General features: G+C 56.8%; 13 protein-coding genes and 1 pseudogene. 9 read left to right on the top strand and 5 right to left on the bottom strand.

The annotated features are described in order from the left end of the window. Positions 1 to 87: 87 nt before the first annotated feature. From C5750_RS14640 to C5750_RS14625, 4 genes are all read left to right on the top strand, one after another. Positions 88 to 765: an amino acid ABC transporter permease gene (locus C5750_RS14640; RefSeq protein WP_105734664.1), complete on the top strand. Its 678-nt coding sequence runs from the start codon at positions 88 to 90 to the stop codon at positions 763 to 765. Beyond that, the gene (locus C5750_RS14635) at positions 762 to 1436 is read left to right on the top strand and encodes an amino acid ABC transporter permease (protein ID WP_105734663.1); all 675 of its coding nucleotides are present in this window, start codon (positions 762 to 764) and stop codon (positions 1434 to 1436) included. Before C5750_RS14640 ends, C5750_RS14635 begins: the two co-directional genes overlap by 4 nt. A 37-nt stretch (positions 1437 to 1473) precedes the next feature. Beyond that, positions 1474 to 2202, top strand: coding sequence for an amino acid ABC transporter ATP-binding protein (locus C5750_RS14630; protein ID WP_105734662.1), 729 nt, complete (start codon positions 1474 to 1476; stop codon positions 2200 to 2202). A gap of 847 nt (positions 2203 to 3049) precedes the next feature. Then, positions 3050 to 3724 (top strand): hypothetical protein, encoded by a 675-nt coding sequence (locus C5750_RS14625; protein WP_105734661.1) that lies wholly within the window; start codon positions 3050 to 3052, stop codon positions 3722 to 3724. Positions 3725 to 3866: 142 nt separating this feature from the next. Here the strand turns inward: C5750_RS14625 and C5750_RS14620 are convergent. From C5750_RS14620 to C5750_RS14610, 3 genes and pseudogenes are all read right to left on the bottom strand, one after another. Beyond that, positions 3867 to 4022 (bottom strand): annotated as a pseudogene (locus tag C5750_RS14620) (class I SAM-dependent methyltransferase); the annotation flags it as partial. A gap of 154 nt (positions 4023 to 4176) precedes the next feature. Next, positions 4177 to 4644: a hypothetical protein gene (locus C5750_RS14615; protein WP_105734660.1), complete on the bottom strand. Its 468-nt coding sequence runs from the start codon at positions 4642 to 4644 to the stop codon at positions 4177 to 4179. 274 nt (positions 4645 to 4918) lie between these two features. Further along, a complete protein-coding gene (locus C5750_RS14610) occupies positions 4919 to 5233 on the bottom strand; it encodes a CoA transferase (RefSeq protein WP_199538088.1) in 315 nt (104 codons plus the stop codon). Positions 5234 to 5318: 85 nt separating this feature from the next. Here C5750_RS14610 and C5750_RS14605 point away from each other — a divergent pair, with 85 nt between their 5' ends. The 4 genes from C5750_RS14605 (at position 5319) to C5750_RS14590 (ending at position 9285) form a co-directional block, all read left to right on the top strand. Next, positions 5319 to 6227 (top strand): LysR family transcriptional regulator, encoded by a 909-nt coding sequence (locus tag C5750_RS14605; RefSeq protein ID WP_105734658.1) that lies wholly within the window; start codon positions 5319 to 5321, stop codon positions 6225 to 6227. A gap of 184 nt (positions 6228 to 6411) precedes the next feature. Then, positions 6412 to 7182 (top strand): alpha/beta fold hydrolase, encoded by a 771-nt coding sequence (locus C5750_RS14600; protein ID WP_342588466.1) that lies wholly within the window; start codon positions 6412 to 6414, stop codon positions 7180 to 7182. Positions 7183 to 7257: 75 nt separating this feature from the next. Further along, a complete protein-coding gene (locus C5750_RS14595; protein WP_105734656.1) occupies positions 7258 to 7893 on the top strand; it encodes a glutathione S-transferase family protein in 636 nt (211 codons plus the stop codon). 222 nt (positions 7894 to 8115) lie between these two features. Then, positions 8116 to 9285: an epoxide hydrolase family protein gene (locus C5750_RS14590; protein ID WP_105734655.1), complete on the top strand. Its 1170-nt coding sequence runs from the start codon at positions 8116 to 8118 to the stop codon at positions 9283 to 9285. 243 nt (positions 9286 to 9528) lie between these two features. Here C5750_RS14590 and C5750_RS14585 read toward each other — a convergent pair whose 3' ends face one another. Further along, on the bottom strand, positions 9529 to 10653 hold the full coding sequence (locus tag C5750_RS14585) for an alpha/beta fold hydrolase (RefSeq protein WP_245421115.1): 1125 nt from the start codon (positions 10651 to 10653) through the stop codon (positions 9529 to 9531). A 693-nt stretch (positions 10654 to 11346) separates the two neighbouring features. On the opposite strand from C5750_RS14585, the gene C5750_RS14580 reads away from it, so the two are divergent. After that, positions 11347 to 11652, top strand: a complete 306-nt coding sequence (locus C5750_RS14580) for a hypothetical protein (protein WP_105734654.1) — start codon at positions 11347 to 11349, stop codon at positions 11650 to 11652. A 50-nt stretch (positions 11653 to 11702) separates the two neighbouring features. On the opposite strand, the gene repC is transcribed toward C5750_RS14580, so the two are convergent. After that, positions 11703 to 12362, bottom strand: a complete 660-nt coding sequence (repC, locus tag C5750_RS14575; protein ID WP_280952416.1) for a plasmid replication protein RepC — start codon at positions 12360 to 12362, stop codon at positions 11703 to 11705. Positions 12363 to 12365: the final 3 nt, after the last annotated feature.

The following is a 12365-nucleotide window of genomic DNA, read 5'->3' as shown; positions in this document are numbered from 1 at the left end:
TGGTCGCGTGCTGGTTTTTCAACCTGTCCACGGCCACCCGTCTGCCCGATTATCGTCTGCACAGTCGCCTGAGGAATCATCCCGGACATGCTTGAAAATTTCAGCTTTCGCACCATTGCCGAGTACCTGCCGCTGTTCGGACACGGCTTCCTTGCCACGCTTTGGTTGTCCGTCGTTTCCTTCGCCGGCGCACTGGCGGTTGGAATTGTGCTTTGTGCAATGAATTTGCAACGCTCCCGCTTGTCCAAAGTTCCGGCAAAGATCTATATCGATGCCATCCGTGCAACCCCTCTGCTGGCGCAGCTTTATTTTCTTTATTTTGGTTTGCCGCGACTGGGTATCGTACTGCCGGAACTCGTTGTCGGCATTCTTGCTCTATCGTTGAACAGTGGAGCTTATATCGCCGAGATCATCCGGGCGGGCATCCTTTCGATCGCCCGCGGGCAGGTGGAAGCGGGTATTGCGTCCGGCATGACTTACATGCAGCGCATGCGCTTGGTGGTCCTGCCTCAGGCTTTTCGCGTGACCATTCCCCCCCTCCTCGGCCAAGCCATTGTGCTGGTGAAGGATTCCGCGCTGCTGTCCCTGATTTCCGTTTCCGAACTAACGCGGGCCGGGCAGCTTCTCGCCTCTGACCGCTTCATGCCGGCGGAGGGTTTTATAACAACCGCAGCGTGCTATCTCATCCTCTACTATGGATTGAAGGGTCTGGCGGCCCTGTCAGGGCGTTGGCTTGGTTCACAGCCGATGAGGAGCCGAACATGATCTGGCAACAATTCCAAGGTCTCATCGGGAGCTATCCGCTGGCCTTGCGGGGCCTTGGCATGACTGTGGCGCTGTCATTGATCAGTCTTGTTCTGGGCACGCTCATCGGCTTTGCCCTCGGTATAGTGCGGACTGGCAGCAATCAGTTGATCAGTCGCGTGATCGGCGCTTGGGTCGACCTGATACGTGGAACTCCATTCCTTGTGCAGATTTTTCTGATTTTCTTCATCCTACCGGAGTTGGGCATTGAGCTTGATGCTTTCACAGCTGGTATCATTGCACTGTCCAACCTTGCGGCGTGTTTCATTTGCGAAATCGTTGCCGCTGGTATCCGCGCCGTTCCAAACGGCCAGGTCGAGGCGGCGCTTGCATCGGGCCTGTCGCGCCGACAGCGAATACAGCAAGTAGTGTTACCACAAGCAATGCGAATGTCTTTGCCACCACTGGTGGGGCAATATGTTCTCCTTATCAAGGATTCCTCTGTCGTCTCAGCAATCGGCTTGACCGACCTCACCCGGGTTGGCTGGCTAGTGGTGCAACGGGTACCCAATGGGCTGCTTGTGTTCGCCATTGTCGGCGTTGGCTATTTCATCGTTTGCTATCCCCTCATCTTGCTTGCCCGCAAACTTGAACGTCGCATGGGAACGGCTCATGGCGAGGTGCAATTGTGAACTCTGGCAGATACACCATCAAGGAAGGTACCCAGGCATGATTGAGTTTCGCGGTGTCAACAAATGGTTTGGAGCACTGCATGTGCTCAAGGATATCACCCTCAGCATCGAACCGCGCGAGGTGGTGGTGATATGCGGGCCAAGCGGTTCCGGCAAAAGCACCTTGATCCGCTGCGTCAACGGTCTTGAGACCACAAAGGACGGTGATCTCATCGTCGACGGTCAACGCGTCGGCGATCCGGCAACCAACATGACCGATCTGCGCGCCGAAATTGGCTTTGTGTTCCAATCCTTCAATCTCTATCCGCACAAAACTGCATTGGAGAATGTTACACTCGCGCCGATTCACGTGCGGAAAATCGCCCGTTCGACCGCCGAAGCGGCTGGGCGCGAGTTACTCGCAAGAGTTGGGCTCGCCGACAAGTTCAACGCTTACCCATCGGAGCTCTCCGGAGGACAACAGCAGCGGGTCGCTATTGCCCGATGCCTTTGCATGCGACCCAAGATCATGCTGTTTGATGAACCGACATCAGCCCTCGACCCCGAGATGATCAGCGAAGTGCTCGACGTCATGGTCAGCGTAGCCGAAGAAGGCATGACCATGATGGTTGTCACCCACGAAATGGGTTTTGCGCGCAAGGTCGCACAGCGCGTCGTATTCATGGATGCAGGTGGCATTGTGGAAAGTGGTACACCGGAAGATTTTTTCTCTCATCCAAAGACCGATCGCAGCCGTGCCTTCCTCAGCAAGATCCTTCGCCACTGATATTAAAGAGCTTGGGAGCCAAAAAAACGTAGGGCGATTGCCGGTTCAAGTTCGTTTCTGTTGGATCGGCACTCAGGAACAGTTGCCCCACAGTTCTTTATGGTCCCCGACCTGAGGACCGCGACAAGACTACCGCGACGTAGCACCCCACTCTCCACAAATAAATGCAGAGCTCGACTGGAATATTTATGAACGGCTTCACCGAACAGTCCGGTTGGTCATCCACGAAATATCCAATGTCAAGCACAGGAAGATTCTGCGCAAATGCGTCGAACCGTGCCTTGTGTTCGATCTGATCGAGCAAATTGGCCTGGGCATGGAGGAGGCCAAAAGTGTCCTGGCAGGAAAGATCAAGCGTCTCGTTTCGCATCTTGCTTGAGCGACGATCTGTGTGAACCAAGTACCACTATCATAAGTGTGATGCTGAGCGATCGCGTGAAGGTCGACTAGTCCACGTGATGGTAATAGGCATCGCCGGCGCATTTGCCCTTCAAAGCTAAGACTGCAAGAGCGTGCTCTGCACTCGAACCGTTCGAATGCCTTAGCCCCAGCACCTTGGCCAGTTTTGTTAACATGCTATATTCCTTGGTGTGATTGCGTCATGACCCAAAAATCGCATGGCCGCCCTGCGTAAGCTCGACTCCCGTGGAGGACGGCAGTCGAGTGAAAGCGCCAAACGGACGATCAACGTGACTTTACCTTCGTGGTCGCACAGACATTCCAAATTCCCCCTCTGCGAGATATCATTCGGAGGGGCGTTGGGCGCGGTGCTCAGACTTGCAAACGCCCAAGCGAGAACACAGGAGTCGGCCGACGATGAGCACACGAAATTCGCAGGGCTTTTGATATGGGTGCAACCTCTCGGCCTAGAACCACCGGCCTACGGCAATTCCTTGATCTTGAACAACAGCGCGATTGGATAGAGGGCAAGATCGACTTGCCGGACACGGCCGACCGCTTGGAATCCCTGGAACAGCGTTTCAAATACCTGGCGCGATTTGAGAAGCTGCTTGGTCGCCCGCAAGCAGGGGAAGTCCTGGAAATTCTCGGGCTGTACGGTCCAAACTGCATTCCGATCCCGCGCAAGACCGAGCGCTACTACTGGTCGGTTTCCTGTCTGCCGTCGACCTCGGACAAACCGCTCGTCCGCGTCAATGCGAGCTGGATGGAGCTTTTCACGCTCTATGCCCAGGACGAAGATATCCGCGCCAGATTCATCGTGCATCTTTCGGATTTCACAACGGATCGTTCAGCCACGCCGAGCCGGGTGGACGAACCCCTGCTCGAGCAAAGTGTCGCGATACCGGAGCACGTCAGCTATTTCTTCCCGCGTGGTGCGGACATTTTCGGCATCAAAGTGCATGGTTCCGTCTCGATCCGCAAATTCCTGACGAGCCGCCGCATGGTGCGCGCCATTCGGACGTTCAACCTGACGCACATGAACCGGGGGCGTAATGCCTATCAGGCGAGCCATTGCTACAGCGTCGCGGATTACATGCAGGCAGATGGAGGGGTTCTTTAATAGGCGCCATCCTGGCGAACTCATAGGCGCCGTCGCACCCTTTGCGCCCGATGTCTACCACAGAGGCGATCTTCGCCTTCGCCTTGAAGCCGACATTGCAGTGACCGCCTGGAGTTCATAGTCGTGCCACAACTGGCTATTCCCCGCTTCCGATCTCCAGCACCCTGCCCGAGCCGCCCAGCGCGGTCACGAACGCATCGATCTCTGTCGCGACCCATTCGGGCATCGCGGCGGCTTCAGCAGCGTACTGGGCCGCGACCGTATCATAGGACCGCACGGTATCCAGGTCGGTGCTCATCCTAGCGCTCCTCCTTCAAGACATCAGGCCATATTGCCAATGCTGCCGGGCGACAATGCGACCCATGCTGGTCGCTTCAGCCGCCTCTGCGACTCCGAACAGTAGCCGGTCCGCTTAGGTTACTGCAGTTTCCAAGACGGGTGGATTGCGCCATTCATGAACCCTCCCGGTAATAAACAGGATTCTCGGGATCCCTGTTGAATGCCTTGGCTGTTTCCACAACCAGTTTGACAACTTCTCCGCTCTTCAGTTCGTCAAATCTCGCGAAGCTGAAGTTGTTCTTCCCCGATCGCTTTTCCCCAAGTTTGCCCCTGTAGCAATCAACGATCGGGTGGCCATCGATGGTGACGGAGAAATAGACGCTTATATAGTTCTTCTGAAGAGCGACGCCGATCACCGGCCAGTCGGTCGATTTGCCGGACTTTATTGAATAGCGAAACTTGCCGTAGCCTATCATTTTCATACGCATACCGGCGCTTCCTGCCCGTTTACCCTCATGAAAATAGCACTTGAGTGAGGGAGCAGCGCTGCGGATCAATCCATCCAATTTCTTGAGGTCTGACTCTCGCTCCGGATCGAAACCAAAATAGGCATGCAGGTCACTAGCAGTCACATTGAACATTGACGCGATCTCCTCTTCAAGCCGCTACCTTGTTCAAAGACGAATTTGACGAACGGATTCCGACAGCGCCCATAAATTTTTGCAAGCCGCTGTTCCAAGGAACTTCGGCATCAGGTCGGTTGCCGAAGGGCAGCTGTTCTTTGAGCGAGCCTGAAACCGGACGAGCCATTGTCGGCCGCTTCTTAGTCATTGAGATGCCGCGCGTTGAGCATGCGCCCCTCGCGGTCCTTGAACCTGCCGTCTTCCTTCAACTTCTTGTCACCAATCAGATCAATTATGTCAGCGGCAATCTTATCCGTGTAGAGCACGATGCTGATGTAGCCGCTCCGGTCGTCGCCTGGATGACGTCGTCGTAAGCCGGTAAATCACGGTACCGCCCCGCGGAGCCGAAGCCTGCACAATGCACGTAGACGATGCCTTCATGGAGCGCTTTGACTTGCTCGTAACCCATATTGAGACGAGCCAGCGCCTTCTCCCGGACATTGGTGATGAAGACGTCCGCCGATGCTGTCAGTTGCCGCATGGCCTCCAGATCATCTTCCTTCTTCAGGTCAAGCACCACGGACTTCTTGCCCCGGTTGAGCGTCATGTGACATGCGCCAACTAGCATTCCAACCACGCATGAACTATGAGTTGCGGTTAGAAATGACTATTCCATTTATTGAGAGGATCGGATGGATCGCCTTGAGGCCATGTCGATGCTGCTGGAAGTTGTCGATCGTGGTAGTTTCTCCGCTGCCGGGCGGGCGATGCGGGTATCGCTGCCAACGCTGAGCCGTCGGATTTCTGAACTGGAGGATTTGCTTGGCGCCCGCCTGCTCACGCGCACGACCCGCAAAATCATGCTGACCGATGCCGGCGCTGTCTACGTCGCCGCCGCACGAGAGATTCTCAATAAGGTAAAACAAGCGGAGCGCGAAGTCGCAGGCGAGTTCATTGAGCCGATCGGCGAATTGGTCGTAACAGCTCCCACGATGTTCGGGCGCCTTCATGTCTTACCGATCATCACTGAGTTTCTGGAACGTTACTCCGGAATTCACGTGCGGTTGGTGCTGATCGACACCAATCTGGCGCTAGTCGAGGAGAATGTTGATGTGGCGATCCGGATCGGCCAGCTACCAGATAGCGCCATGACCATTAGCCGTGTGGGATCGATCCGGACCGTCCTGTGTGGCAGTCCCCGTTTGTTTGCAGACAAGGGTGAACCGCGCGCACTGGATGACGTCGCGCACTTTCCCTCAATTGCGGTAAACATGCCCATTCCAGTCGCACAGTGGCGCTTTGGTGTCCCCGGCTCCCTGGACGCACGCATTCCGCCATTGTCATCTCGCCTGACAGTAACAACGCCGGAGGCGGCAGCGGCGGCGGCAATCCTGGGGGCTGGGCTGACGCAACTCCTTCATTATCAAGTGGCCGATGCTGTAAGAGCCGGAACGCTGCGGATTGTTCTCGAAGAGATGGAACCGGCCCCGTCTCCTGTTCATCTGCTCCATACATCAAAGGCTCCGCTGCCGCTCAAACTCCGCCGTTTCCTGGACTTTGCCGCACCGCGGCTTCGCAGTGACCTCGCAAGCCTATCATAGGCCCCACGACCATCGTAAACCGTCGAGTGGGCGCGATACTTCCATTTAATGAAATAATGTCTTGTCGATTTGCGTAGTTCTCCGCTCCCGACGCAGCCGCTAGATAGGTTTTCGGCAAGCGGCGGTGTTGTGAGTTCTTTGTAGCCTCGCAGATCCTCGCCCGTATTATGAAGGAGGTAGAATCGTGGCTACGGCAGAGTTTTCACACGACCGCACGACTTCCATGCAAGAAGATATCAAAGAGGCCGCGCCCGGCATAACTATTGTGCTGGTGCATGGGGCGTTTGTGGATGGTTCGGGTTGGCGAGCGGTGCACGATAGACTGAACCGCAACGGTTATCGTGTCGTAGTCGTGCAGAACGCCATCCGATCGCTTGAGGATGATGTAGCCAATACGCGGCGCGCGATCGCTGCAGCACCAGGTGCCGTGATCCTTGTTGGCCACTCCTATGGTGGCGTCGTCATCTCAGAAGCGGGCAATGACCCAAAGGTCGTTGCCCTCGTATATGTCGCTGCCTTCATCGCCGATGCGGGGGAGTCGGTCCAGACATTGACAGCCAATCATGTGCCGGTCGGATCGAAACCACCCTTCCTGCCAACCGGGGATGGCTATCTCCTGTTTGACACCTCCAAATTCCCCGAAGTCTTCGGCGGGGATATTCCTCCCGAAACAAGCGGCTTTATGGCAGCGGCGCTCAAGCCTTGGGCCATCGCATCAATGGCCGGCAAGGTCACTGCTGCCGCGTGGCGTGTTAAACCCAACTGGTACGTGGTGGCCACAGACGACAGACTTGTCCACCCCAGCCTTCAGCGCCGGATGGCAGAGAGGGCCGGGGCGCACGTCGTTGAAGTCGCCGGCAGCCATGCGATCTACATGACCCAACCCGAAACCATCGCCATGACGATTGTGCAGGCGGCAAGAGCCACGGCGGATTGTGGAGTGAACCAGGCCTAGCGTAGCGGATCCCCGCCGCACAGATAGAACGATGCAGCGATTGCTACATCCGGTTACAAATAAGGATTACTCCACATGTTGACGCTTTATTACTTTCCACATGCCTGCTCAATGGCTTCCCACGTCGCACTGGAAGAGGCGGGAGCTACCTTCGAATTGAAGAAGGTAAACATCCTAACGGGCGAACAGTTCAAACCTGAGTACCGCGAGATCAACCCGCGGGCAAAGGTGCCGGCACTTCGCTTCGACGATGGTCAGGTTCTGTTGGAATCCACCGCCATTCTCGGCTGGATTGGGAATGCTTTTCCAGATCAAGCACTCCTCGGCAGAGATCCGTTTGAACGGGCGCAGACAATTGCGACCTGTGCCTGGCTCTCCGGTACCGTCCATCCCACATTCACGAAGTTTTACCATCCTGAACAGGTGGTTTCGGAGCCGGGCCTGTTTTTAGCCGTAAAGGCGAAAAGCAAGGAAAACTATTGGAATCACCTTCAGGAAATGGATCGTATCATGGAAGGTCGTTCGTGGATGATGGGTAGTCACTTCACCGTTGCTGATCCATACGCCCTGGTGTTCTTCTCTTGGGGGCGCGATCTTGGGTTGCCGATCAGCGACCTGACCAATCTCATGGCCCTGAAAGATCGTCTGATAGAGCGACCGGCAACTCGTCGGGTGCTTGAAAAAGAAAGAAGTATCCTACTATCCCTGTGAGCAGTTGGTTGACGCCCGCGGCACGCCCTTGCACGATGGCGAAAGCCCAAGTCGATCACCACGACTAACGACGCAGATCTCCCAGGCGATTACCTGAAAAAAGATGGTGATGCCGCTCCGCCTTGATCATTGACAGGCTATTCCCGACTACGCATGAAATGGCAGCCGCCGAAACGTAGCGGAGTGTGGAAGTACAAAACACATCGTTGAAGGAACCGCTACATGAAGCCCTTCCAGATCAGGATCACCGACGAACAGATCGAGGACTTAAAAACACGCGTGCGCCAAACGCGCTGGCCCGGCTCGATATTTCAGGGCGGGGACGAGGATGGGGTGAGCCTCGCACTCGTTCAAAAACTTGCAACACATTGGTCGGAAGAGTTTGATTGGCGTGCGAGGGAATCGCAATTGAACGAGTTGCCCCAATTCACCGTTGATATCGATGGGCAAGACATTCATTTCATCCATAAAAGGGGCGTGGGACCGAATGCACGGCCCCTTATATTGACACACGGCTGGCCGGGCTCCTTCGTAGAGTTTGAAAGAGTAATTCCACTGTTGACGGACCCCGGTTCACACGGAGGTGACCCGCGCGATGCATTTGACGTTGTGGTGCCCTCGCTTCCTGGTTTCGGCTTCTCAGCAGCGCCGAGGCAACCTGGATTGAATGCCCGGCGGGTTGCCGGACTTTGGCAGAAGCTGATGCTTCAACTTGGCTATGAGCGATATTTTGCACAGGGTGGCGATATCGGGGCGGGAGTATCGGCCTGGCTTGGCGCTCTCTATCCGGCCTCCGTCGACGGAATTCACTTAAATTACATTCCCGGAAGTTTTCGGCCGCCTTTGGGGGCGGATTATCCGGCCATTACAAGTGAGGAACAGCAGTTCCTGGACCGTGCCACAAAGTTCGCGAGCGTAGAGGGTGCCTATTCACTGCTGCAGGCGACCAAGCCGCAGACACTCTCGTTCTCCTTGTCAGACAGTCCTGTCGGTTTGCTCGGCTGGATAGCCGAAAAGTTCGCGAGCTGGTCCGACTGTGACGGCGACCTGCAGACGGTGATATCCGCAGATGCGTTGCTGACGAATGTATCAATCTACTGGTTTGGAAACACCATCGACTCATCCCTTCGCATGTACAAGGAAAACCGGCTGCAGCCTTTTTCGTTTCCGGATGTTTCAAACGTAAGCGTACCGATGTCGTTCGCACATTTCCCGAAGGAGCTACCGACTCCACCGCGTTCATGGGTCGAGCGTGTATTCGATGTGCGGCGATGGACAGATATGGCGAAAGGCGGGCATTTCGCCGCGCTTGAACAGCCCGAACTCTTGGTTCGCGATATTCAGGATTCATTCCGCGTGTCTCGCGCGCCGATAACCGCCGCAGCGGTTTGAATGCACCAGTAGCGCAGCGGACGAAGCTTTGCCATGCTCGTGCAGCGTCACTGGGAGGTCGAACGAAGGAAGCTATCAAGCGGCTCTATCTCGGTCGTTCAAGTGCACCAGCTCAGTGGTGCTCTAGGCCTCACTTTGACTCCCCTGTGCCTCGAGTTCGTTGCGGGGCCGGTTACCCATCGTGCTGAGCCCATCTGGTTTCCGTACCGGAGATGGGATCGACACCACTGCTTTTCACCGGTGCTACAAGTTCTTTCTGTCGAGCCAATCGCGGATCGCCCGAATGTGCTCAGCCTTGCGTTCCAACGGCAGCCAATGGCCGCTGGGCAAGCTCACAAAACTCAGGTCACGGCAGGCGGCGCGCATTGGATCCCCCTGGCGATTGCCGAGGATGCTGCAGATCTGGTCATAGTCGCCGTTGACGAACAGCACCGGTAACGACAATCGACCTTCATCGGGCGCTTCCCCCGCATAGGCAATGTTGGCTTTGTCATTCACATACCAGGAGCAAGGCGGACGGAAGCCATGCGCGTCGAACGACTTTACCAGCGCCTCGAAGTCTGCAACGGGCCAAAGAGCTGGATCGGGCTGGCGCGGCGGGGCACGGTGGGCAGCTCCGAAGCGGCCTCCGTTGCGCGTGACCTTTGCCATCGGCGAAACCGTACCGACGGAAGCAGGACTGCCGGATCGATAGGCCGATGCAAGATATGCGGCCTTGTCAGTATCGAGGTCGGCGATCGCCTGGTCGAAATGCGTATTGTAGTAGCGGGCGTAATCCCACTGGCCGTCTGGATACGCGTCGGCGGGATAGATATCGCGGTCGACCAGCGAGACGAGCGTGTCCAGGCTGTTGCCCTGCGGAAAATACGCCCAGGAGGTCAACACGACGCCACTGCATCGTTTGGTTTCATGGGCGGCCAGCGAACCGACGACGATGCTTCCCCAGTCGTGCCCCACCCAGACGGCGGGATTGCCGCCAAGGTGATCGTGAAGTTCTGCCATGTCCTTCACGATTTCCTTCATGGCGTAGGCGTCCTTGGCCAAAGGTGCCGAAGAACCGCCATAGCCACGCATGTCGGGAGCAATGCAACGCCATCCCTCCGCGGCAAAGGCCTCCATCTGAGCGCGCCATATCAGGCTTGAGCTCGGAAAGCCGTGAACGAAGACGATCAGCGGCCCATCGGCAGGCCCGCTTTCAAGGTAATGGGTGGTGTGGCGATCCGTGCTGACGGTGCGCGACGACAACGGCGGCGTGGACGCTCCCCACGCCGTGCCGGACAGCGCCGCCGCACACATGTCGATAAGGACGGCACGCCGGTCGAGCGTCGGGAGGATGGCGAAATCCATTGATTGACGTAAAGCGGTCATCGTCAGGTACTCCTGTTGAAGTCAGATGGTTTCGGCCCCATCGCGGTCATTTGATGTCATTAGCTCACTGACCGTTAGTGCTCGCAATGACGAGCGGATGGTGCACATGCTTTTTGGCTCAACCATCAGTTCCAGAGATCAGATCGGACCAATGTCTGCAGGCTCATTGCGGCCACAAAATTTACCCCATTTACCCCAATCCGAAACGAGCTCCAACACCAAACCCAGATTAGTTAGTGTTGTTTTCATTATATTAATTGCCTTATTCCGCAATTATAATGACGCTAACTTCCTCATTACGGACTAAGAATATTGCTCAACGATGTGACGCTTGCTTCCTGAGCTGCCTTATAAGAGCGATTGCGCACTGTGGCCGTCCATCTACCGGTTTATCACAGTATTTGCAGTTCTGCTCGGCTGTACAGCATTGGTTTTGAAGGTTTTCCGGTGTCCCCTGCCCTCTTGGCTTTTTCCCGTCACCCGCCGGCTCGTGCCTGTTTTCGTCTTATCGGCATATATAACTGTTCGTTTTCTTGTGACTTGCGAGTTTGTACATGGCGGGTTTTCCGGCGGTGTCACCGCTGTTTGCCGGCCAAGCGGCGCGGTTTGGCCCATGCGATCACGCCCCTGCAACCTTGAGGCGCTAGGGGACGTTTCGAAGAGGGACTGAAACGGCAGGACTGAGGGTGTGCAATGGAGACAATGGCGATGGTGCAGATCATCCTGAACCGGCGGGCGCAGGACGAGATCCTGCAACGCATGCTGGAACTGAGCGGGGCTGGCGATGCCCTGGCTCCGGCAACAGGAGATGCGCGGATTGCCGCCTGGCAGGACTGCGCCGAGACGGCGGTGGCTTTCGGCGGCGGCAGCACGCTCAGCCTGCAGGCGCTGGCGCTGGCGGAATATCTGAGCGGCGCCGGCCCGTGGGATGAAGGCGGGCGCTTTGCCGGCAGCAACCGCTACACGCTGGCCGTGGCAGCCGAGACGCTCCCCGGCTGACGGGCGCGGGCACAAGCCGGCGGTCATGGATGGCACGCTCCGCATCGGTGTCATTCCATCTGTCCCTTGACGAGGCGGACATGGGAGCCGTTGGCCCTGAGCTGGGCCAGCAGCATCGGCCAGACGGAGAATTCGCCCTTGGCCGCCTTGTCGGTGAGGGAGCGCAGATACCCGCCGGCCGAATTGATCTGCCCGGCCCTTTGCAGGATGCAGGCCACGGCAATGGCGGCGTTTTCCTGGCCAAGCACCGCACAGGCCTCCTCATAGGCGGAGGGGCTGACCCCGAGCATGGAGCGCACGACAATGGCCGCCCCCATCAGCTCGGACCAGCTGGCCAGGCCGTTTTTGGCATAGGCCGCAATATCCGGGCAGGCCTGGCGCACCAGCCCGAGCGGAACCGGTTTGGCCTCGAAGGCATCCGCGCCCAGCCCGGAAAGATCAATGCCGCGGCCGGACACATCTGCCGGCAGCCCGGCGGCCCCGCTCATCTCCGCGTCCAGGGTCCGGTCCGGGTTTTCCGCTGCCTTGTCTTGCCCTTGCTGCGGTTCGCTCAAACCTTCCCCGTCGGGATTGTGTGTGTCGTTCCGGCCTTGGTCTTTTCTAAAGCCAGGTTCAAGATCAGAAGTGGATTTGGTATTTGAATTTTGTTTGTGGCGCTCAGAATGAGACTCTTTGGCGCTCGTTTGTGTTAAATTCAGCTTATCCTGCAACAG

Source organism: Phyllobacterium myrsinacearum (assembly GCF_002980555.1).
Lineage (GTDB): Bacteria > Pseudomonadota > Alphaproteobacteria > Rhizobiales > Rhizobiaceae > Phyllobacterium > Phyllobacterium myrsinacearum.
This window is presented reverse-complemented; position numbering and strand designations above follow the sequence as displayed.